This window comes from Kitasatospora sp. NPDC048296, from assembly GCF_043201815.1.
In the GTDB taxonomy this organism is placed as follows: Bacteria; Actinomycetota; Actinomycetes; order Streptomycetales; family Streptomycetaceae; genus Kitasatospora.
The window spans coordinates 26,653-47,336 of sequence record NZ_JBICZB010000054.1 but is presented as its reverse complement, the minus strand read 5'-3'; the positions used below and the strand labels follow the sequence as shown (position 1 = coordinate 47,336).

At 72.2% G+C, this 20,684-nt stretch carries 19 protein-coding genes; 3 read left to right on the top strand and 16 right to left on the bottom strand.

Annotation, left to right across the window (positions count from 1 at the left end; genetic code table 11):
- Positions 1–166: 166 nt before the first annotated feature.
- From ACGF12_RS27220 to ACGF12_RS27210, 3 genes are read right to left on the bottom strand one after another with little or no spacing between them, the layout of a single operon-like run.
- Positions 167–1,795 (bottom strand): SagB family peptide dehydrogenase, encoded by a 1,629-nt coding sequence (locus tag ACGF12_RS27220; protein ID WP_393035259.1) that lies wholly within the window; start codon positions 1,793–1,795, stop codon positions 167–169.
- Between the two features lie 59 nt (positions 1,796–1,854).
- A complete protein-coding gene (locus tag ACGF12_RS27215; RefSeq protein WP_393035256.1) occupies positions 1,855–4,167 on the bottom strand; it encodes a TOMM precursor leader peptide-binding protein in 2,313 nt (770 codons plus the stop codon).
- Between the two features lie 10 nt (positions 4,168–4,177).
- Positions 4,178–4,330 carry a hypothetical protein gene (locus ACGF12_RS27210; protein ID WP_393035253.1) on the bottom strand — a complete coding sequence of 51 codons (153 nt, stop codon included), beginning with the start codon at positions 4,328–4,330 and terminating at the stop codon, positions 4,178–4,180.
- A 359-nt stretch (positions 4,331–4,689) separates the two neighbouring features.
- On the opposite strand from ACGF12_RS27210, the gene ACGF12_RS27205 reads away from it, so the two are divergent.
- Positions 4,690–5,493, top strand: a complete 804-nt coding sequence (locus ACGF12_RS27205) for a BTAD domain-containing putative transcriptional regulator (protein ID WP_380613130.1) — start codon at positions 4,690–4,692, stop codon at positions 5,491–5,493.
- A 61-nt stretch (positions 5,494–5,554) separates the two neighbouring features.
- Here ACGF12_RS27205 and ACGF12_RS27200 read toward each other — a convergent pair whose 3' ends face one another.
- The 10 genes from ACGF12_RS27200 to ACGF12_RS27155 all read right to left on the bottom strand — a co-directional run bounded on the left by ACGF12_RS27200 (position 5,555) and on the right by ACGF12_RS27155 (position 15,576).
- Positions 5,555–7,099 carry an acyl-CoA carboxylase subunit beta gene (locus ACGF12_RS27200; RefSeq protein ID WP_393035302.1) on the bottom strand — a complete coding sequence of 515 codons (1,545 nt, stop codon included), beginning with the start codon at positions 7,097–7,099 and terminating at the stop codon, positions 5,555–5,557.
- Between the two features lie 169 nt (positions 7,100–7,268).
- Complete coding sequence (gene metK / locus ACGF12_RS27195; RefSeq protein WP_393035250.1) at positions 7,269–8,462, bottom strand: methionine adenosyltransferase; 1,194 nt, start codon at positions 8,460–8,462, stop codon at positions 7,269–7,271.
- Positions 8,463–8,574: 112 nt separating this feature from the next.
- A complete protein-coding gene (locus ACGF12_RS27190) occupies positions 8,575–8,970 on the bottom strand; it encodes a hypothetical protein (protein WP_393035247.1) in 396 nt (131 codons plus the stop codon).
- A gap of 77 nt (positions 8,971–9,047) precedes the next feature.
- Complete coding sequence (locus tag ACGF12_RS27185) at positions 9,048–10,289, bottom strand: NAD(P)/FAD-dependent oxidoreductase (RefSeq protein WP_393035244.1); 1,242 nt, start codon at positions 10,287–10,289, stop codon at positions 9,048–9,050.
- Positions 10,286–10,840: an SRPBCC family protein gene (locus ACGF12_RS27180; protein ID WP_393035241.1), complete on the bottom strand. Its 555-nt coding sequence runs from the start codon at positions 10,838–10,840 to the stop codon at positions 10,286–10,288. Before ACGF12_RS27180 ends, ACGF12_RS27185 begins: the two co-directional genes overlap by 4 nt.
- Positions 10,827–11,294, bottom strand: coding sequence for an SRPBCC family protein (locus ACGF12_RS27175; RefSeq protein ID WP_393035239.1), 468 nt, complete (start codon positions 11,292–11,294; stop codon positions 10,827–10,829). Before ACGF12_RS27175 ends, ACGF12_RS27180 begins: the two co-directional genes overlap by 14 nt.
- 5 nt (positions 11,295–11,299) lie before the next feature.
- Positions 11,300–11,839 carry an SRPBCC family protein gene (locus ACGF12_RS27170; protein WP_393035236.1) on the bottom strand — a complete coding sequence of 180 codons (540 nt, stop codon included), beginning with the start codon at positions 11,837–11,839 and terminating at the stop codon, positions 11,300–11,302.
- 40 nt (positions 11,840–11,879) lie between these two features.
- Positions 11,880–13,283, bottom strand: a complete 1,404-nt coding sequence (locus tag ACGF12_RS27165; protein ID WP_393035233.1) for a coproporphyrinogen-III oxidase family protein — start codon at positions 13,281–13,283, stop codon at positions 11,880–11,882.
- A gap of 68 nt (positions 13,284–13,351) precedes the next feature.
- Positions 13,352–14,761, bottom strand: coding sequence for a cytochrome P450 (locus ACGF12_RS27160; protein WP_393035230.1), 1,410 nt, complete (start codon positions 14,759–14,761; stop codon positions 13,352–13,354).
- On the bottom strand, positions 14,758–15,576 hold the full coding sequence (locus ACGF12_RS27155) for a hypothetical protein (protein ID WP_393035227.1): 819 nt from the start codon (positions 15,574–15,576) through the stop codon (positions 14,758–14,760). The genes ACGF12_RS27160 and ACGF12_RS27155 overlap by 4 nt, the downstream gene beginning before the upstream one ends.
- 351 nt (positions 15,577–15,927) lie before the next feature.
- Here ACGF12_RS27155 and ACGF12_RS27150 point away from each other — a divergent pair, with 351 nt between their 5' ends.
- Together ACGF12_RS27150 and ACGF12_RS27145 are read left to right on the top strand one after the other, a co-directional pair.
- A complete protein-coding gene (locus tag ACGF12_RS27150) occupies positions 15,928–16,344 on the top strand; it encodes an SRPBCC family protein (RefSeq protein ID WP_380613141.1) in 417 nt (138 codons plus the stop codon).
- A 40-nt stretch (positions 16,345–16,384) separates the two neighbouring features.
- Positions 16,385–17,854, top strand: coding sequence for an MFS transporter (locus tag ACGF12_RS27145; RefSeq protein WP_393035224.1), 1,470 nt, complete (start codon positions 16,385–16,387; stop codon positions 17,852–17,854).
- Between the two features lie 133 nt (positions 17,855–17,987).
- On the opposite strand, the gene ACGF12_RS27140 is transcribed toward ACGF12_RS27145, so the two are convergent.
- The 3 genes from ACGF12_RS27140 to ACGF12_RS27130 all read right to left on the bottom strand — a co-directional run bounded on the left by ACGF12_RS27140 (position 17,988) and on the right by ACGF12_RS27130 (position 20,615).
- A complete protein-coding gene (locus ACGF12_RS27140) occupies positions 17,988–18,902 on the bottom strand; it encodes a DNA-3-methyladenine glycosylase family protein (RefSeq protein WP_393035221.1) in 915 nt (304 codons plus the stop codon).
- A gap of 3 nt (positions 18,903–18,905) precedes the next feature.
- Positions 18,906–19,421 carry a MarR family winged helix-turn-helix transcriptional regulator gene (locus ACGF12_RS27135; protein WP_393035218.1) on the bottom strand — a complete coding sequence of 172 codons (516 nt, stop codon included), beginning with the start codon at positions 19,419–19,421 and terminating at the stop codon, positions 18,906–18,908.
- A gap of 144 nt (positions 19,422–19,565) precedes the next feature.
- Positions 19,566–20,615, bottom strand: coding sequence for an alpha/beta fold hydrolase (locus ACGF12_RS27130; RefSeq protein WP_393035215.1), 1,050 nt, complete (start codon positions 20,613–20,615; stop codon positions 19,566–19,568).
- Positions 20,616–20,684: the final 69 nt, after the last annotated feature.

The following is a 20,684-nucleotide window of genomic DNA, read 5'->3' as shown; positions in this document are numbered from 1 at the left end:
ATGGCCAAGGCCAGCCTGGGCGGGGGCGCGTTGAAACCGGTCGGTCTGTTTTCCCTCGTCGGCGGCCCCCCCGCGTCTCCGGATCCGTCCGGCTCGTTCCGCACACGCACGGTTCCACTCAAGCTGTACTCCCCCCACGCGACTTGGGGGGGAGTATAGGGCGCGACTATCCCCGCGCCGACACCTCGTTCGCGCACTCGTCCCAGCCCGTGAAATCGGCCGGATCCGCCCGCCCCTCCCGGGCCGGGCGGCTGCCCTCCGGGAGCGCGCCCAGGACGAAGCCGCCGACCGTGGCCTCGGCCCGCCAGTCGACCCGCAGCGCCCGTTCGGCCAGCTCGATGTCGCCGCTGCGCAGCGCGCAGGTGGCCAGGCCCATGGCCGTCCCGACCAGGTACATGCTCTGGGTCACCACGCCGACGTGTTTGAGCGTCAGCGCGTACGCGAGGCCGCTGAATTTCCAGGAAAGCCGGCGGTACCGGGAGGTGATGGCGACGACCACGGCCGGCGGGGTGGCCAGCCGGGCACTGAGCGCGGCCTCGGCGAACAGTTCGTCCAGTTCCTCCGGACCTTCATTGACCGCGATCAGACAATGCTCGGAAGGTGCGTAGTAATAGATCCCGTCCGGCAGCCCCGCGCAGCCCCGCACGGCCGGGTAGAACTCCAGCTCGTACGCCCCGTCCCCGCTGGGGTACGGGCGGTCGCTGACCGGTTCGCCGGTCGGGTCGCCGGCGGGCGCCGGCCGCAGCCCGCGCACGCGTACGGTCCGGTGCAGGAACTCGCCGAGCTGCTCGGCGGTGAACGGGGCGGTGCCGAACTCGCGGACCGAGCGGCGGCCCTCGATCACCGCGGTCAGCACCGGGTCCGCGGCCAGCACCTGCTTGAGGTCGGGGCGGGCCAGCGGGTGGCGCCGGCCGGCCGGGAGCGGGCGCAGCGCGGGCTCGGGGTCGGTGCGCCCGCGCAGCGGGTGGGTCGCGCCGTACGGGCCGTCGTGGCGCCCGGTGGTGCTGCGGGTGTGGAAGAACAGGTCGACGCCCGACCAGGCGGCGAGCACCGGGTCGAGGTCCTCGCCGAAGGTGGGGGCGGACAGCCGGATCAGCTCCACCGAGGCCGACGGCTGCGGCCCGCCGTCCTCGGCGACCGAGAGCAGCCCGGCGCCCGCCAGTTGGGCCAGCAGCGCCAGCACCACCGGTTCGGCCAGGCCCGACTCCGGCACGATCGCGGCCGGCCGCACCGGGCGGCCGAGCATGCCGACCACCCGAGCGCTCTCCGGCCGGTGCAGCTCGACCCGGTGCAGGGCGGTGGGCGCCTCCAGCACGAAGCCGGCGCCCTCGGTGCGCAGGAAGGCGAAGCGGGACAGCCGCACCGGCCGGCCCGGGTCGACCGGCCCGGGCTGGAACCGGGCCTCCCTGGCCAACGGCACCACGGACAGCAGCGGTTGGGCCGCGTCCTCCAGACCGAGCGAGCGCACCACCAGGTGCTGGAGCCGGTGCAGCACCCGCAGCACCTCGGCCTGCCCGGCCTGGTCCCGGACCGGCTCGCCGTCGCCGGAGGCGGGCATCGCCCCGGCGAAGACGTTCTCCAGCATGATCGGCCCCAGGCTCATCCGCCGCAGGGTCTCCCCCACCAGCGGGTGCGGACGGTCCAGCCGGAAGTCACCCCAGCGGGCTCTCAGCAGCAGCGAACCGTCCGGCTCCGCCGGCTCGACCAGGACGTCCTCGCGCAGGGACCACAGGGCGCGGGGGCGGGCTCCGCCGGCGGCACGGGCCGCGGCGAGGATTCCGTCGCTGGTCGACATGGGGGACTCCTCATTGCTGAAGGCGGGCGGGGGCTCCGCCGGACGGTCCGACCGGTCGGTCAGACGAACAGGGGGATCGGATTGAGCTCCTCGTAGCGGCTGGGCCGGGCCAGCCGTCCGAGGGCGACAGGGACGTCGAACAGGCGGCCCGGGGCGAACCGGGCCCAGAACTGGCGCAGGCCGGGGACGACGACCTTGACCACCGGCAGGCCGATGTCGGGTCGGGTCTGGTCGAGCACCAGCAGGTCGAGGCCGTGGGCGCGGACGGTCTCCACGCAGGCGGCCACCTCCTCGCCCAGGTCACGGCGCGGGCCGGCCGGGAAGTCGGCCGGGCCGCGCGCCGCCCGCCCCGGATCGGGCAGCAGGTAGGGCTGGTTGCGCACGGTCGCCGCGCGCCACCAAGAGAGCAGCTCGGGGTCGTCCAGGTCGTAGCCGGTGCCGTCGGGGGCCGCGCCGAGGGCGGCCGGCAGCAGCTGGCCCATCTCGGTCAGGGCCCGCCGCAGGGCGATCCGGGCATCGAAGTGCGCGCCGAAGCCGAACATGACGTCCTCGGCGGGCTTGTCGGTGCGGCGGGAGAGCACGGCGAAGACCGGGATGCCGAGGTCGGAGGTGAGGTCCAGGGCCCACACCTCGCGGTTGAGGCCCGCGTAGAGCTCCATCGCGTCCCGGTCCCAGATGTCGCCGAACTCCTCCATCCGGACGGCCGGTTGGCGGGTGCGGTTGTACCACCAGAGCGCGACCGCGTCCCGTTCGACGAGTTCGAGGAAGCCGTGCACGATCGCGTCCTCCAGGCTGCTGCCGGCCGCGTTGCCGTTGGAGTCGGCGCGCAGCGCCCGGCTGCCGGCGGGTGGGGTTACCGGGCCGACCGCGCAGCTGTAGTAGAGCATTCCGGTGGGCAGCAGGCGCCGGCGGCCGTCGGCCAGCGACCAGACCGGGGTCCAGTCCACCGGCTCGGTCTCGTCGAAGGGCGCGGGCACGTACTGGAAGACGGAGTGCCGCTCGTTCCAGCGCTCCCGGTCCGTGTACTGGCGCGGGTCGAACAGCTGGCAGTCGTCCGGGTGGACCGCCTCCGCCGCCAACTCCCGGTAGCTGCCGCGGATCCGGGTCTCGTCGCCGTGCAGCGCGCCGCAGTGCCGCTCCAGCGCCTCGCACAGCGCGCTGACCTTCGCCTCCAGCGGGGTCGCGCCCTTGCCGCCGCTCATCTGCCGCAGCCCGGCGCGCAGTTGGGCGAGGTCGGCGGAGCCGGCCACCGGATTGCGGCCGGAGAGGTAGCAGTTGATCCGGACCGGGGCGCGCGGGTCCCGGCGGATCTCGGCGATCACACCGGTCACCGGGCTCACCAGGGGGCCGTAGCGCTCGTACACCTGCTCCGGCGTCTCGGCGCGGTGGCAGTCGGCGCCGTCCGCCTTCGGCCGGGCCACCGGGACGACCGGGCGGGCCAGTTGGGCGGCCATCAGGCCCGGGTCCCCGCACTCGGGGCACTGCGGGCGGCGGCTCACCCGGTGGCCCTGGACGGCCAGGCCGAGACTGTCCAGCACCCGGATCTCCCGCTGGCCCGGGTGCCGGTAGCCGGCCAGCCACTTGGCCGCCTCCAGGGCGGCGAGCTGCGCGCCGAGCGCCCGGACGGCGGGCACCGAGGTGTCCGGCCGGGCCACCGGGCCGGCCAGGCCCAGCGCCCGCTGCACCGGCACCTCGGAGCGCCGGTGGGCGCGCAGCCGGTGCGCCAGGCAGGTCCAGCACGGGCCGTCGGCCGCGCCGAACACCGGGCCCACCCAGGGGCTGGAGCCGCCGGGCTTGACCGCCAGCCAGGCCCGCCCGGCGGCCCGGTGGGCGGCGTCGATCTCCCGCAGGGCCGGGTCGAGGTAGTCGGCGCAGACCACCACCGACAGCTCCCCGGCACCGGCCGCGGCGGTGACCGACAGACCGTTGTTCCGGCAGGCCTGCTCGACCTCCCCCGCGTCGGCGCCGCCGACCGCCAGCACCGCCGCGCCCGCCTCGACCCGGCCGAGCGCGACGGCGCCGTCCAGGCCGGCCAGTTCCCAGTAGGCCCGCGCCGAGCGGCGGGCCGGCTCGGCGGCGCTCTCCCCGTGGTAGCCGATCAGCCCGGCCCGGGCGAGCCGGGCGATCAGCTGCCGGGCCCGGCCGTCCGGGAGCCCGGGCGCGGCGTCCCGCAGCACGCCGGCGAGGTCGCGGGTGCCGTCGAGCAGCGGCACCAGCCGTTCGATGCCCTCCCCTTGCAGGGCGGTCACACCCTGGTCGGAGACCAGGTAGGCCGCGTCGCCGGGCACCACTTCGGTGCGCAGATGGCTGCGGAAGCCGATCAGGCGGTGGTCGGCGACGGGTGCGGCGGTCGAGTCGGCTCTGCGGGTCACCGGAGAACCCCTACAGGCCGTCGGTCGAGAAGCAGACGCACAGCTCGGCGCGTCCGGCGGCGGGGTGGTCGAGGTCCACGATCGTCAGGTCCAGGTCGTGGTCCCCGGCCGGGGACATCAGGTCGATCAGGTCCAGCGAGTCGAGAAGGGCAGTTCCGAACACGTTCTCCCCCAGGTGTCGTGAAGGGCCGTCAGATCTCGTCGGGCTCCGCTGCGGGCTTCCCGGAGCGGCACGAGGATTCTGGGCTCGCGACGGGAGCGCGGGACAGTGCCGCGCTCATCGATCGACCGTGAAATCCTCATGCCTCGGGCCGTTCTCGAGTCACCCTCGATCGGTGAGGCCGGCACTGGGTTCCGGGCCGCCCCGGGTGCCAAGGTGAAGACGCTGCGAGGCGCATCCCCGCTCCTGGGGTCCACGAGGTCCGAAGGCCATCGTGAGCAGCGAGTTCGCGACGCAAAGCCTTCGCGACACCAGCGCCTTCGCAACGCAGCACGGAGCACGAGGCACGAAGGGAGACTCCGGTGGAGATCGGCATCCTGGGCCCACTGACCGCCAGGCTCGGACGGACGTCGGTGGTGCCGAGCGCGGGGAAGCCTAGACAGGTTCTCGCCCTGCTCGCCCTCCGATCCGGCACCAAGGTGCCGGTGGAGACGCTCTTCCACGAGCTGTGGTCGTACGACCCGCCGCGCAGCGCGGCCACCACCCTGCAGACCTACATCCTGCAGCTGCGCCGCATGCTGGCCAAGGGACTCGCGCCGGACGGCACCTGCCCCAAGACGCTGCTGCGCACCCAGTACAACGGCTATCTGCTCGACGTCCCGGTCGAGCAGACCGACGCGGCCCGGTTCGACCGGCTGCGGGAGGCCGGCCAGTCGGCGCTGCGGGCCGGCGACTGCGCGACCGCGGCGATCCAGCTGCGTGCCGCGCTCGACCTGTGGCGCGGCCCGGCCATGGCCGACCTGCAGCTCGGCGAGATCCTCTCGATCGAGGCCATCCAGCTGGAGGAGAACCGGCTGAGCACCGTCGACGACCGGATCAGCGCCGACCTGGGGCTGGGCCGGCACGCCAGCCTGATCGGCGAGCTGGCCTCGCTGACGGCCCGCCACCCGATGCACCAGAACCTGCACGCGCACTACATGCTGGCGCTCTACCGCTGCGGACGGGCCTCCAACGCGCTGGACGTCTACCGGCGGCTGCACGGCACGCTGGTCGAGTCGATCGGTCTGGAGCCCTCTCCCAAGCTGCAGCGGCTGCACCACGCGATGCTCAACGCCGATCCCCAACTGGACGTCGTGGAGCGGCAGCCGGACCTCGCCCGGCTGTGACACGGTGACGACCGCTGCCGGGGGGGCTCCGGCAGCGGTCGTCCGTTTCGGGGGGAGGGGGCTACACCGGCTGGTTGCCGTGCTTGCGGCGGGGCAGCTCCGCGTGCTTGGAGCGGAGCACCGCCAGCGAGCGGATCAGTATCCGGCGGGTCTCGGCCGGGTCGATGACGTCGTCCACCAGGCCGCGTTCGGCCGCGTAGTACGGGTGCATCAGCTCCTCGCGGTACTCCTGGATGAGCAGGTCCCGGGTGGTCACCGGGTCGGTGGAGCCGGCGATCTCCCGGCGGAAGATCACGCTCACCGCGCCCTCCGCGCCCATCACCGCGATCTCGTTGGTCGGCCAGGCGAAGGACAGGTCGGCGCCCACCGAGCGGGAGTCCATCACGATGTAGGCGCCGCCGTAGGCCTTGCGCAGGATCAGCTGGATCCGCGGCACGGTGGCGTTGCAGTACGCGTACAGCAGTTTGGCGCCGTGCCGGATGATGCCGCCGTGCTCCTGGTCGACGCCGGGCAGGAAGCCGGGCACGTCCAGCATGGTGACCAGTGGGATGTTGAAGGCGTCGCACATCTGGACGAAGCGCGCGGCCTTCTCCGACGAGTGGATGTCCAGCACCCCGGCCAGCGACTGGGGCTGGTTGGCGACGATGCCGACCACCGCGCCGTTCAGCCTGGTCAGCGCGCAGATCACGCTGTTCGCCCAGCGCTCCTGGAGCTCCAGGTACTCGCCGTCGTCGGCGATCGCCGCGATCACCTCGCGCATGTCGTACGGCTGGTTGCCGTTGGCCGGCACCAGGTCGAGCAGTTCCTCGCAGCGGCGGTCGGCCGGGTCGCCGGTGGGCTCGACCGGAGGCATCTCCATGTTGTTCTGCGGCAGCAGCGAGAGGAGGTAGCGGACCTCTTCCAGGCAGGTCCGCTCGTCGTCGTAGGCGAAGTGCGCCACCCCGGAGACCTCGGCGTGCACGTCGGCGCCGCCCAGGCCGTTCTGGCTCACCTTCTCGCCGGTCACCGCCTGGACCACGTCCGGGCCGGTGATGAACATCTGCGAGGTCTCGCGGACCATGAACACGAAGTCGGTCAGCGCCGGCGAGTAGGCGGCGCCGCCCGCGCACGGGCCCAGCATCACCGAGATCTGCGGGATGACGCCCGAGGCCCTGGTGTTGCGCTGGAAGATGCCGCCGTAGCCGGCCAGGGCGGTGACGCCCTCCTGGATCCGGGCGCCGGCGCCGTCGTTCAGCGACACCAGCGGGGCACCGGCGGCCAGGGCCATGTCCATGATCTTGTGGATCTTCTGCGCGTGGGCCTCGCCCAGCGCGCCGCCGAAGATCCGGAAGTCGTGGGCGTACACGAAGACCGTCCGGCCGTGCACCTCGCCCCAGCCGACCACCACGCCGTCGGTGTACGGCTTGCGGTCCTCCAGGCCGAGGCCCGAGGCGCGGTGGCGGCGCAGCGGTTCCAGCTCGACGAAGGTGTCCTCGTCGAACAGCACGTCCAGCCGCTCCCGGACGGTCAACTTGCCGCGGGCGTGCTGGCGTTCGGTGGCGTCCGCGCTCGGGCCGTCGTAGGCCTCCCGGTGCTTGGCGGCCAACTGCTCGACGGCGGAGCGCAGCTGCGGCCCGCCCGCCGCGGTCCGGGGGTGCACCGGGGCCCGGACCGCGGCGGGCGGCGGGGTCGGGCTGCCGACGACGGTGCCGAGACGATCGGCGAGTCCGCTCTGGATGGTGGTCAACGTACTTCCCCTCTCGTACTTCGGCTCGGCGTCGGTGCGGAGCCGGGCGTCAGAGCCCGGCGGCCGCGCGCAGCTCCGCCGCCCGGTCGGTGCGCTCCCAGGTCAGGTCCTGCGACTCGCGGCCGAAGTGGCCGTAGGCGGCGGTCTGGGCGTAGATGGGCCGCAGCAGGTCCAGGTCGCGGATGATCGCGGCCGGGCGCAGGTCGAAGACCTTGGTGACGGCCTCCTGGATGGTCAGCACCGGGACGGCCTCGGTGCCGAAGGTCTCGACGAACAGGCCGACCGGCTCGGCCTTGCCGATCGCGTACGCGACCTGCACCTCGGCGCGGCGGGCCAGGCCCGCGGCGACGATGTTCTTGGCGACCCAGCGCATCGCGTACGCGGCCGAGCGGTCCACCTTGGACGGGTCCTTGCCGGAGAAGGCGCCGCCGCCGTGGCGGGCCATGCCGCCGTAGGTGTCCACGATGATCTTGCGGCCGGTCAGGCCGGCGTCGCCCATCGGGCCGCCAACCTCGAAGCGGCCGGTCGGGTTGACCAGCAGCCGGTAGTCGCTGGTGTCGATGCCGAGCGCGGCGAGCTCGGGCTCGACCACGTACTCGCGGATGTCGGGGGCGAGCAGGCCCTCCAGGCTGATGTCGGCGGCGTGCTGCGAGGAGACCACCACGGTGTCCAGGCGCACGGCGCGGTCGCCGTCGTACTCGATGGTGACCTGGGTCTTGCCGTCGGGGCGCAGGTACGGGACGGTCCCGTTCTTGCGGACCTCGGACAGGCGCTTGGACAGCCGGTGCGCCAGGGCGATCGGCAGCGGCATCAGCTCGGGGGTGTCGTCGCAGGCGTAGCCGAACATCAGGCCCTGGTCGCCGGCGCCCTGCTTGTCGAGCTCGTCCTCGGCGCCCTCGACCCGGGCCTCGTAGGCGGCGTCGACGCCCTGGGCGATGTCCGGGGACTGCGAGCCGATGGAGACGGAGACGCCGCAGGAGGCGCCGTCGAAACCCTTCTGCGAGCTGTCGTAGCCGATCTCCAGGACGGTGCGCCGGACGATCGCGGCGATGTCGGCGTAGCCGGAGGTCGCGACCTCCCCGGCGATGTGCACCTGGCCGGTGGTGATCAGCGTCTCGACCGCGACCCGGCTGCCCGGGTCCTGGGTGAGCAGCGCGTCCAGGATGGCGTCGCTGATCTGGTCGGCGATCTTGTCGGGGTGGCCTTCGGTCACGGACTCGGAGGTGAACAGGCGGCGGGCCATGGGTGCTCCGTAAGGGTTGGCAACTGGGACGGACGGACAGGCGGACGGGCGCAGGCGCGGGGAAGCGGCGGCCGGTCCCCGCCGGTGGGGCGGCGGGGACCGAGCGGGGCGGTCAGCTCGCTTCGAGCAGCCGCTTGAGCTGGACGAGCTCCTCGGCCATCTCGTTGCGCTGCCCGACCACCACGTCCTCGTCGACGTGGGGCGGCAGGTTGACGGTGAAGCGGACGGCCACGTGCTCGCCGTGCTCCTGGAGGTCGAGTTCGGCCTCCTCCTCCTGGCCGCGGATCAGCGAGTGGATGACGTAGCGGCGGGCGCCGGCGTTCTCGGTGCCGGTGATCCAGGTCTCGATCGGGCCCATCACGGACTGCACCTGGAACCTGCCGTCCTTCTCGCCGTCGACCGCCTGGAAGAAGGTGGTCCACTCGGTCAGGTTGGGCATGTGCCCGAGGTAGGCGCCGACCGTGGCGAGGTCGCCCCTGATGTCGATGCCTCCGGTCACGGGGATCATTGCGGTTGTCCTCACTCTCGTGTGATTGGGCGCTGCCTCTCGTGCTCTCGTGCGCTCTCCTGGTGCGGGGCGGCCGGTCAGAGCAGGCTGAACTGCTCGCGGACGCCGCCGATCAGCTCGCGCGGCGAGCCGGGCGGCTCCTCGGCGCTGCCCCGCAGGGTGCTCTGCAGCAGGGCGGCCAGCGGCAGCACGGTGGGCAGGTGCGGGTCGGCGAGGCCGATCAGCAGCTGCTGGTGGACGCCGTCCGCGAAGGTGGCGTCACCGGCCGCGTCCGCGCCCTTGATCAGCGCGCCGGCCTTCTCCTGGTAGCGGGCGACCACCGCGGAGCGCTCCTCGGCGCCCGGGGCGGCCAGGGAGTCGACGGCCGCCTGGCCGGCGAACAGCCCGGCCTGGACGGCGATGTCGATGCCGCTGCAGAAGAACGGGTCCAGGAAGGCGGCGGCGTCGCCGGCGATCGCGTACGCCTCCCCCGCCAGCTCGGTGGCGCGGAAGCGCCGGTTGAGCGCGGGCAGCACCGGCAGCAGCTGGTCGGCGCCGGCCAGCAGGGTCTGCAGCGGGGCGGCCTCGTCGACCTCGGCCCAGAACAGCGACTCGATGTCGCCGCCGTAGCGCTGGGCGTGGTCGTCGCCGACCACCACGCCGACGCCGACCCGGCCGCCGCCCATCGGGATCACGAACACGTAGCCGTGGGTGATGCCGATGATGGTCATCGTGCCCTCGACCGCCAGCTCGTGCTCACGCTCGGGCTTGAAGTGGCTGAACACCGCCTCGCGCGGGTCGAGTTGCTGCTCGGGCTCCTCCCGGGTGCCGAGCGCCCGGGAGACCAGGGCGGACTTGCCGCTGGCGTCGATGACGTACCGGGCGGAGAGCTCGGCGATCCCGGCCGGGGTGGCCGCGGTGAGCTTGACGCCGCTGCCGTCGGCCGCGAACTCGACGTCGGTGACGGTGTGCAGCGGGCGGTAGCTCGCGCCCTGGCGGATCGCGTTGTCCACCAGGATCTTGTCGAACTTGGAGCGGTCCAGCCGGACCACGGCCGGCAGGTCGCAGCCGGCCGCCCGGGACAGCGTCAGCTCCAGGCCGAAGCGGCCGGTGGCGTTGAGGAAGCGCACGCCGGTGGCGGCGCCGAAGGCCTCCTTGACGTCCTCCACGCCGAGCCCGCGCAACAGCGGCAGGGTCTCGCCCGACCACGACTCGGGCAGGTGGGGGGCGGGCTGCATCGCGCGGTCCAGCAGCAGGACGCTCAGGCCCGCCTTGGCCGCGGCCGCCGCCGCGGTGGAGCCGGCCGGGCCGGCTCCGATCACGATCACATCGGTGGTCACGCGGCGGCTCCCAGGGCGGCGGGCGCAGGCTGCGCGCCCGCCTCGAAGTGGCTGACGAAACTGTCCAGGATCCGGCCGAGGCGGTCCTCGAAGCGGCGCCGGTAGGCGTCCCGGTAGTCCTGGTGGGCGGGGTCGGACGGGCTGCCGCCCGGCTGGGCCGGGAGCAGCTCGTAGTTCCGCTCGGCGGTGACCAGGCAGCCGCCGTCCTGCTCGGTGAAGCGCCAGGCGCCGACGTGGTCGGCCATGCCGGGCGGCGGGGTCGGGCTGAAGAACTCGATGTCGCCGCCGGGGGCCAGGAAGCGGACGGTGCGGACGAACTCGGTCCGGCCGTCGCGCTCCACCTCCAGGTCGAACTCCTGGTGCGCGCCGTCGTCGTAGTGCACCCGGACGGAGGTGATCCGGTCCCAGACGGCGTGCCAGGAGGCGATGTCCCAGAACAGCGCCCGGACCTCGGCCACCGGGGCGGCGATCGACCGGCTGACGCTCAGCAGGTCGCTGCGGTCGGCGAGTTCGGCTGTCTCACGGGGTTCGGCCCGCTCAGCGGTCGACAACGGCCTCGACCGCCTCGCGGAACAGCTGCAGGTTGTGCTGCAGGTGGCCGGAGAGCCGGCGGCCGAACTCGGCCTCGTCCGGCACCGGGGCGGCGGCCGGGTCGCCGGAGGGCGGCGCCAGCAGCTCGAACTCGCGGGTGGCGGTGACGGTGGTGCGGCCGTCCTGCTCGGCGAAGGTCCAGCGGCCGGTCATCCGCTTCAGCAGCGGCGGCGGCGTGGTCTGCACCAGCTCCAGCTCGTACGGGGCGCGGCAGTAGCGGACGCCGCGGACGGTCTCCTGACCGCCGGGGCGCTCCACCGTCATGGTGAACTCCTGGTTGTAGCCGTCGCAGTAGAGCACCTGGACGTCCAGGGTGTCCGGCAGGATCGCGGGCCAGCGGTCCAGGTCGGCGAAGGCGCCGTAGGCGGCCTCGATCGGGGCGTCGATGACGACGCTCTCGGTGATGGCGGCCACGGCGGTCACTCCCCGCCCTTGCCGGTGAGCACCTTGCGCCAGGAGTCCAGCGCCAGCTTGGAGTGGCCGGCCAGCATGGTCGTCACCTGCTCCTCGGTGCTCGCCTCCTCGGTGGCCGGGTAGACCAGCGGGGCGACCTCCTCGTGGAGGTTCCACACGTGGGTGACCTCGACGTGGGTGTGCTCCGGGTTGCCGGCGGCCTGGGTGAAGCGCCAGATCCCGCCGTGGTGCTTGAGGAACTCCGGCGGCTCGGGCTGGAAGAACTCGATCTCCCCGGGGCGGCAGTTGCGGATCGAGCGGACCCGCAGCTGGGAGCCGTCGGTCTCCGAGGCGACCGTCATGAAGAACTCCTGGTAGCGCCCGTCGTCGTAGCGGACGTCGATCTCCTGGACGTGCGGCAGGTACTGGGGCCACGCGCGGACCTCGAACAGCGCCCCGTAGACGGCGTCCAGCGGCGCCTCGATCACGAGGGTCTGCACGGTGCGGTGGGCGAACCCGGGGTGGGTGTCGATGGTGAGGCCCGCCGTGGGGCTGACGGTGGTCATCTCTGCTTGCTCCTTGGGCTGTTGTGCGTACGGTCGGGTCTCAGGCGCCGAGCCAGTCCTCGCGGCGGCCGGCGAACAGGTCGACCATCGGGGTGTTCATGGCCCAGTGCGGGTGCTCCAGCGCGGTGGTCTCGCCCCAGAAGTCCGGGTTGGTGAACTCGAGCATCACGTTCATGTGCCACTCGCGGCCCAGCTGGGTGAGGGTGAGCTTGTCGTCGGCGAGCTCGGCCAGGCCGCGGCTGAGGATCCGCTCGACCTCGGGCTTGAAGTCCTCCAGGAAGCTGGAGCCGAACTGGAACTCGTACTCCTTCAGGTCGACCGCGAAGGCCTGCAGGATGTTCATCACGTACCGCTCCTTGCGGACCCGCGGGCTCAGCTGGGAGGAGACGGCCGAGATGAAGTGCTCGCCGCGGTTGACGGCGGCGATGTAGCCCTCGACGTCCTTGCGGCCGCCGACCCGGTAGTCGTTGATGAAGCTGTAGGCGCTGGGGCCGACGCCGAGGATCTCGACGTTGTTCCGCAGGAAGGTCCACTCGTTGTAGACGTTCTCCCAGCCCGGCCGGCAGAAGTGGTCGAACATGTAGTTGTGGAAGCCCATGTTCTCGGTGGCCTCGACCAGGTCGCGGTACATGTTGCGGACGTACTCCGACTCCTTGTCCACCAGCGGGGCGACCTTGCCCATCTTGATGAACTTGTCCTGCGGGGTGCCGGGGTGGATCCGGTACAGGTAGGTGGTCAGGTGCTTGACGTCGAGGTCGCGCAGCACCTCCAGGTCGCGCTGCCAGGTCTCCCGCCGGTGGCCGGGCAGGTTGTACATCATGTCCATCTGGATGTTGCTGAAGCCGCGCGAGGACAGCTCGTTGATCGCCTTGATGGACTCCTGGGCGGCGTGCGGGGAGCCGATGATCCGCAGGATGCTCTCGTCGAAGGACTGCACGCCGAGGCTGACCCGGTTGATGTGCGAGTCGGCGACGTAGTCCAGCTTGTCCGGGGTGTAGTCGCGGGCGTTGCCCTCGAGGGTGAGCTCGTAGTCCTTGGCCACCGGGTAGTTGGCGAAGATGGTGTCCAGGATCCGCTTCAGGTACGCGGTCTTGAGCAGCGAGCCGGTGCCGCCGCCGATGTAGATGGCGCGCAGGCTGCCGGTCTGGAAGCGCTTGTAGGACGCCCAGCGCTCCAGGTCGGCGACGATCGCGTCGACGAAGCGCGCCTCCTTGTTGCGCGGGTCGTGCGGGGAGAGCTGGTCGACGAAGTACGGGCAGGAGTAGCAGCGCACCCGGCAGAACGGGATCGACAGGTACATCACGTAGTCCTGGCCGGTCTGGTCGAGCGCCAGCTGCGGCAGGAACTCCTGGCCGGAGCGGTTCTCCCAGAGCGCCGGCGGATACAGGATGAACGGGGTGGTGTACTTCTGCGGGTACGGCTGGGTGGTGACGGGCGCGGTCATGCTCGGGTCTCCAATCGGACGTTCACGGGCTGGGGAGCTGCGGCGCTCCGGATTCGGCTGACGCTTCGTCAGGACGCGCTGCGCGGCTCGGCGTACATCGGCAGGCCGCCCTCGGGGCGGAGGGTCATCACCGGGCCGGCGACCACCCGGTGGCCCGGCACGGAGCGCAGCCGGAACTGCTGGACCACGGTGGTGAGCAGCAGTTGCGCCTCCATCAGCGCGAAGTGCACGCCCAGGCACTGGCGTTGGCCGCCGCTGAACGGGACGTAGGCGTAGTGGTGCTGCTTGGCCAGGTTCTCCGGGGTGAACCGCTCCGGGTCGAAGCGCTCGGCGTCGCTCCAGTAGTCGGGGTGGCGGTGCACGACCCAGGGGCAGATGGTGATGCTGGCGTCCTTCGGCAGCGGCAGGCCGCCCACCTCGTCGGGGCCGTTGCCCCAGCGGGCCAGCAGGTAGATCGGCGGGTAGAGCCGCATCGCCTCCTGGACCACCTGCTTGGTGTACGGCAGGTTCGGCAGGTCGGCGACGGTGGCGGTGCGGCCGGCCAGCTGGGTGTCGACCTCGTGCTCCAGCCGCTCCAGCACCTCGGGGTGCTCGGCGAGCAGGTGGAAGGTCCAGGTCAGCGCGTCGGCGGTGGTCTCGTGGCCGGACAGCAGCAGGGTCATGACCTCGTCGCGCAGCTGCTGGTCGCTCATCCCGCGGCCGCCGTCCTCGTCGGTGACGGCCATCAGCAGGGAGAGCAGGTCGCCGGTGTCGACGGGGTTGTCGCGGCGGCTGGCGATGATGTCGTGGATGACCTCGTCCAGCTCGGCGACGTTGGCGTTGAACCGCTTGACCAGCGGCAGGAAGGGCATGTTGACCATCAGCGGGCCGAACGGGTTGCCGAGCAGCTTGGCGAACTGCTCGCTGACCTCGCTGAACGCGGTGCCGACCTTGCCGGCCTCGTTGATGATGTCCATGTTGAACAGCGTCTGGCCGACGATGTCCAGGGTGAGCTGCATCATCTCGGCGTCGACGTTGACCGGGCCGTCCTCGCCGCGGGCGCCGCGCTCGCGCCAGCGGTCCAGCATCCGCAGCGTCGCGCCGGTCATCATGTCGCCGTAGGTGGCGACCCGCTGCTTGGTGAACCCGGGCTGGATCAGCCGGCGCTGACGGCTCCACAGGTCTCCGTCGCTGGTCACCAGGCCCTTGCCCATGACCCGGCCGAGCAGCAGGAAGGCCGGGTGCGGGGCCTTGCTGTAGTTGGCCGAGTTGGTGGCCAGCACGTGCCGGATGTGGTCCGGGTCGGAGAGGAAGTAGAAGTACTGGTTGGCCAGGAAGCGCACCTTGACGGCGTCGCCGTGCTGCTGGAACACGTCGGTGAGCAGGGCGATCGGGTTCTTCGAGAAGCCGCGCATCACACCGAGCGGGGAGCCGCCGGTGGCGACCGCCCAGGTCTTCGCGGGGCCGGCGGCGGCCCGCCGCTCCGGGGCGATGGTCATCGGGCCGCCCCCTTCCCGCCCTCGATGCCGACGGGCCGGCCGATCAGATAGGTGACCGGCGGTCCGCCACGGCCCTCGGGCTTCAAAACGCCGGCCTCCCAGGAGTAGTCCGACGCGTCGAGGTCGTGCACCATCTCTCGAAGCTCCTCAGTGGTGTAGGTGCGCAGGTTGGAGGCGATGCCGTCCCACATGAAGGCGAGCGGCACCAGCGGCACGAGGTAGCTGAAGAACAGCCGGCTGTAGCTGACCGGCCGCAGTCGGGCCGCCCAGCCCCAGACCAGCAGCGGGCCGAGCGGGACGGTGAGCAGGATCGGCGCCCAGCGACGCTCGGTGAACTCGAACACGGCGACGGCCTCGCGCCGGCGGTAGGCGTCCTTCAGCACCTGGCGGGCGGTGTGCGGCCGCAGGTGGTGGAAGCCGGTGAACAGGGTGCGCAGTCCGGACAGCCGCTCGGGCACGGCCGTCGCGTCGACGGACTGCGCCTCGAAGCGGGTGCGGCCGTCGCCGATCGTGCGGACCGCCGCGGCCAGCGCCTCCCGGTTGGGGTACTTGTCGGTGAGGACCAGCTCGACGTCGGCGTCCTCCTCGGCCAGCCGGCCCTTCAGCACCGTCCAGGGGCCGGAGCCGCCGGAGCACAGGTCGACGATCCGGGAGATGTCGTGCTCGCGGACCAGCTTGGCCAGCAACGGCACCACCGGCGCGTAGACGTCGCCGCGCAGCACGATGGCCTCGCGCAGCAGGTCGGTGATCGGGTTCCGCAGCACCGCGGGGAACCAGGACAGATCCTCGAACTCGAACAGGTGACGCCGTTTCATCGCAACTGACCTCGCTCCACTGGATGGCGCCGTTCGGATTTCTCGGCGGTCGACGCCGAACAACCCCCATACTCCGCTATGGAATTCGAGCGAGCCATCCCCAAAACCATGCAGCGCTCCGGTCAAGCCCTAGCGGGCCGCTGCATACCGACGGCGGGTCGGCGCGCTTACCGCCTCTGAGCAGTCGATATGCCCGCATACCGAAGCCGCCGGAAATGGCGCTCAAGTGGCGCTCGAGCGGAATTCGAGGGGTTGCCGCAAAAGCCGGTGAAGAATTGCCGGGCAACAATTGCCGGATCGATGCGAATCATCGATGCGAATCCCTTATCACCGACGAAAGGACTTCCCCCCATGTGGGAGTACGAGCACAGCGTGATCGCCGACACCACCCCTGAGGCGGTCTGGGCCCTCTACAGCGACACCACCAAGTGGGAGAGCTGGGACCAGGGCCTGGACGCGATCGAGCTGCACGGCCCGTTCGAGGTGGGCACCAAGGGCCACCTGAAGCCCAAGGGCCAGGACGGCTTCCCGTTCACCCTGATCGAGGCCGAGCCCAACAAGCGCTTCACCGACGAGACCGTGGTCAACGGCCTGGTCCTGCACTTCATCCACATCCTGGAGGCGCAGGAGGACGGCCGCACCAAGATCACCCACCGGGTCGAGATCACCGGCCCGGCCGCCGCCGAGGCCGCGCCGCACGTCGGCCCCGCGGTCACCGCCGACATCCCGGCCACCGTCGCCCGTCTCGCGGAGATCGCCGCGGCCTGACGGCCTGAGCCGACGACCCCTTCAACCCCAGGAGGCGCACGTGTCCATCATCGAGTCCAGGACTTCCACGGAGACGGCGCCCCCCGGGGCGCCGTCGCCCGCCGCGGCGGCCGGCCCGGGCCACCGGGCGGCCAACGGGATAGTCCTGCTCCTGCTCTGCCTCAGCGAATTCATGATGTCGCTGGACTTCTCCATCGTGAACGTCTCACTGCCCGCGATCCAGGGCGACCTCGGCTTCCGCGCCGGGGACCTGGTCTGGGTGGTCACCGCGTACGTCCTCGCCTTCGGCGGCTTCCTGATCGTCGGCGGACGCCTCGCCGACCTCTACGGGCGCCGGCGTCTGCTGGTGTTCGGCCTCACCGGCTTCACCGGCGCCTCGGTGCTGGCCGGACTCGCCGGCTCGCCGGGGCAGCTGGTCGCCCTGCGGGCCGTCCAGGGCCTGTGCGCGGCCGCCGTCACCCCGGCCGCGCTGGCCACCCTGACCACCACCTTCACCGGTGAGAAGGAGCGCCAGCAGGCGATGGGCGCCTGGGGCGCGGTGCTCGGCGCCGGCTTCGTCTCCGGCGTGGTCGGCGGCGGCGTCATCACCCAGTACCTCAACTGGTCCTGGGTGTTCTGGATGAACGTGCCGATCGGCGCCGTCCTCGCCGTGCTCACCGCCCGGCTGCTCGGCCCCGGCCGGGACGGCCGCCGGCCGCGCCGGATGGACCTGCCCGGCGCCGTCCTGATCACCGGTTCGGTGGTGTCCCTGGTCTTCGCGCTCTCCGAGAGCAGCGTGACGGGCTGGACCTCCACCCGGGTGCTGGGCGCGCTGGCGCTGGCCGCAGTCGGCGCACTGGCCTTCGCCGCGGTCGAAGTGCGCAGCGCCGAACCGGTGCTGCCGCTCGCCCTGCTGAAGCTGCGCCGGCTGGTGGTGGCCAACCTGGCCAATGTGCTGATGATGGGCTCGTTCTTCGGGCTGGTCTACACCGTCACCCTGTTCCTGCAGGACGTGATGGCCTTCTCCCCGCTGCGCGCCGGCCTGACCTTCGCGGCCGCCGGGGTGGCGGGGCTGGCGGCGGGCGCCTCCTCCGAGCCGCTGGCGCGGAAGTTCGGCGCCACCCGGGTGCTGATCATCGGCGCGCTGTTCCAGGCCACCGCCACCGGGGTGCTGGCCACCCTGCCGACCAGCGGCACCCAGCCGTTCGTGTCGGCCTGCACCGTGGTGGTGAACTTCAGCGGCGTGGTGGCGATCGTGATGATCAACCTGGCCGCCACCGAGGGCGTCGCCGACCAGGACCAGGGCGCCGCCGGCGGCCTGCTGAGCACCTGCGAGCAGATCGGCGGGGCGATCGGCCTGGCCGTGATCTCCACGGTGGCCACCTCCCGGGCGCACCACCTGGCCGGTTCGCACCCGGACACCCACGCGCTGCTTTCCGGGGACCGCTGGGGCATGGCCACCGCGGCCGGCCTGGCGGTGGCCGGCGCGCTGATCGCCCTGGTCGGACTGCGCAGGCCCGCGAAGAACTGACGCACCTGACTGAACGTCAAATCCAGAGCGCCCCACTGCGGTCGGACCGCGGTGGGGCGCTCTGCTGGGTGTTCGACGCGAGGTGGTCGACGCGGGGCGCTCGACGCCGGGTGCGCGACGCCGTGCGCTCCGGTCAGCCGCCGACGCGCAGGTAGTGCCCCCAGTAGCCCTGCCAGGCCCCGTAGTGCTCGGCCAGCTTCTGGAACTCCGCCTCGTCGACGGGCCGGCCGTAGACCCGCTGGACCGCCCGGCCCATCTCCTTGTCGAGCACGATCCGCTCCATCCGGCCGAGCCCGCGGATCAGCAGGAAGGACGCCGACCACTCGCCGATCCCGGGCAGCTTCAGCAGCCGCTCGCGGACCTCCTGGTACGGGCCGGTGCGCAGGAAGTGCTCGTCCAGCTCGGCCCAGAGCCGCACCGAGCGGTGCAGGTAGCTCGCCTTGCGCTGGTTGCCGATCAGGGCGACCAGCTCGGCCTCCTCGAAGCGGGCCAGCTGGTCGACGTCCGGGAAGGCCCAGAGCCGCTCACCGCCCACGTCGATCCGGTTGCCGACCGCCTCGACCAGGGCCCGCTTCATCTGGCGGGCCACCGGCATCGGCACCCGCTGGCACAGGATCGCCCAGCAGAGCAGCTCGAACGGCGAGGGGAACTTGACCTGGTGGTAGCCGTGCAGCCGCTCCACCACCCGGGCGAAGGGCTCGTCCTGCCGGGCCAGCCGGTAGAACCCGGCCAGGTCGTCGGAGAGCCCCAGGTAGAAGTCGATCCGGTCGGTGACCGCCGCCACCGCCTCGGCGGTGATCGGCTGCTCCGCGGCGAGCCGGGCGTCCAGACCGGACGCCCTGGACACCCCGGGCGCCGCCGTGAGGCGCACGCCCAGGGTCGCCCCGGCCTCCCGGACGGCCAGCGTGAGCGCCGCCTGCGCGGTGCCCTGCTGGCCGGCCATCGCCGGGAAGGAGCCGATGAAGCCGAGGGAGGCCCGGAAGTCGAACGGCTCCCGGGCGGGCAGCCGAACGTCCGTCAGGTGCAGGGCCGTCGCTTCCGTGGCCATGGCTCAGTCCTCCTTGCGGTTGCTGGGCAGTCCGGACGCGAGCGGCTGGCCCCACTCGTCGGAAAGCGCGTACAGCACGGCGAGCGCCGCGTTGCGCGGGACGGGGGCGAAGAACTCGGAGTCGGCCTTCTCCACCGCGTACATCGCCTTCTCCAGCAGCGCGGCCCCGGCCTCGGTGACCTGCACCCGCTTGGCGCGGGTGTCGACCAGGTCCGGGATCCGCTCGACCAGGCCCTTGCTCTCCAGGGTGCGCAGCACCTGGCTGGTCATCATCGGGTCGGTGCCGGAGTGGTCGGCCAGGTGGCGCTGGGTGGGCGGGCCCTCCTGGGCACCGAGCCAGCCGGCGCCGGCCAGCAGCACGAACTGCACGTGCGTCAGGTCGTGCGGCTTGAGGGCCGCGGCGATGGACCGCTGCCAGGAGAGGGTGACGCGCCAGAGCAGGAAGCCCGGGCTCTCGGCCGGCTTGGCGGGCCGCTCGAAGTCGGCCTCCGGCTGGTTCTGCACTGCGGACTGGTTCATGGCGGTGCTCACTTTCCCTCCGTGACAGGGGTCTGCTCGGTGGTCTGCATGTACTGGATCCCCCACATGGGTGGGCCCCTCCTCCACTTACTATGCGCGTTTACTATATCGGATACGAGTATCCCGGGCGACCCGGCGGACGGGTCAGATCAGGGCCAGCTCCATCGCCCTGGCCACCGCCATGCCCCGGCTGTTCACCCCCAACTTGACGTTGATGTTGGCCAGATGGCGGGCCGCGGTGTGCTCCGAGATCCCCAGGATCCGGGCGATCGCCCGGTTGGAGAGCCCGTCCCGGGCCCGGCCGATCACCGCCAGCTCACGGTCGGTCAACAGCCCCCGACCGGGGTTGGCGAACGCCGCGAGCTCGGCCAGCACCGTCTCCGGATCGGTGAAGTACGGCAGCGAGGCACCGCCCGGCAGGGTCCGGCTCACCGCCTCCGGAAGCGCCTCCACCATCCGACGGGCGACCGCCGCCGGACACAGGTAGCTGTCCTCCCGGCGCAGCAGCAGCGTGGGAACGGCCACCTCGGCCAGTTCCGACCACGCGTTCAGCGCGCAGGAGTCCAGGAACAGCGCGGCGGCGGCCTCCGGCTGGGCGCACATCCGCTGGTAGTCGGCGTACCAGCGGACCTCCTCCGGCCTGGTCCCCGGCAGCAGCAGCTCGGCCACCAGCCGGGAGCCGAGGTGCCAGTCCGCCCGGACCAGCCGCTCCACCGCGCCGGGCAGGTCGTCCGCCAGCCCGTCCGGGTGGTCGCGGTCCGCGGTGAAGGACGGCGCGGTGCCGAACAGCACCAGCCGGCTCACCCGGTCCGCGTACCGGGCGGCGAACAGCATGGCCAGCGGACCGGCCAGGCCGCTCGCCAGCACGATCACCCGCTCCTCCGCGCACGCGTCCACCACCGCCGCGAGATCGGCGAGTTGACGCTCCCGGGAGAAGTCCGGATCCTCCTCGGCGGACATCCCCACCCCGGGCGGGTCGTAGCGGATCACCCGGAAGGACTCGGCCAGCGAGCGGTGAAAGTCGCCCACCGGCCCGACCGACCAGTCCACCGACAGGTGCGAGACCCAGCCGGGCAGCACCAGCAGCGCCGGGCCCTCGCCGCCGGCCGTCCACGAGATGTGCCGCCCGCCGTCGACCAGGCGGCGGCGGACCAGCGGTGCTTCCCCGCCTCTTGCTCCGGTCGGCCTGCTCATCCCTCGCTCTTCCGTTCCTGATTCCGTAGTCGAATATCAGCAATTCCGGCCTTTCGTACGGAATGGTCC

Excerpts from the sequence above, each read along its gene's own strand:
- ACGF12_RS27135 (WP_393035218.1), bottom strand. The coding sequence starts at position 19,421 with ATGAACCAGTCCGCAGTGCAGAACCAGCCGGAGGCCGACTTCGAGCGG.
- ACGF12_RS27155 (WP_393035227.1), bottom strand. The coding sequence starts at position 15,576 with ATGAAACGGCGTCACCTGTTCGAGTTCGAGGATCTGTCCTGGTTCCCC.
- metK (WP_393035250.1), bottom strand. The coding sequence starts at position 8,462 with ATGGCCCGCCGCCTGTTCACCTCCGAGTCCGTGACCGAAGGCCACCCC.
- ACGF12_RS27130 (WP_393035215.1), bottom strand. The coding sequence starts at position 20,615 with ATGAGCAGGCCGACCGGAGCAAGAGGCGGGGAAGCACCGCTGGTCCGC.
- ACGF12_RS27140 (WP_393035221.1), bottom strand. The coding sequence starts at position 18,902 with ATGGCCACGGAAGCGACGGCCCTGCACCTGACGGACGTTCGGCTGCCC.
- ACGF12_RS27220 (WP_393035259.1), bottom strand. The coding sequence starts at position 1,795 with ATGTCGACCAGCGACGGAATCCTCGCCGCGGCCCGTGCCGCCGGCGGA.
- ACGF12_RS27160 (WP_393035230.1), bottom strand. The coding sequence starts at position 14,761 with ATGACCATCGCCCCGGAGCGGCGGGCCGCCGCCGGCCCCGCGAAGACC.
- ACGF12_RS27170 (WP_393035236.1), bottom strand. The coding sequence starts at position 11,839 with ATGACCACCGTCAGCCCCACGGCGGGCCTCACCATCGACACCCACCCC.
- ACGF12_RS27165 (WP_393035233.1), bottom strand. The coding sequence starts at position 13,283 with ATGACCGCGCCCGTCACCACCCAGCCGTACCCGCAGAAGTACACCACC.
- ACGF12_RS27150 (WP_380613141.1), top strand. The coding sequence starts at position 15,928 with ATGTGGGAGTACGAGCACAGCGTGATCGCCGACACCACCCCTGAGGCG.
- ACGF12_RS27190 (WP_393035247.1), bottom strand. The coding sequence starts at position 8,970 with ATGATCCCCGTGACCGGAGGCATCGACATCAGGGGCGACCTCGCCACG.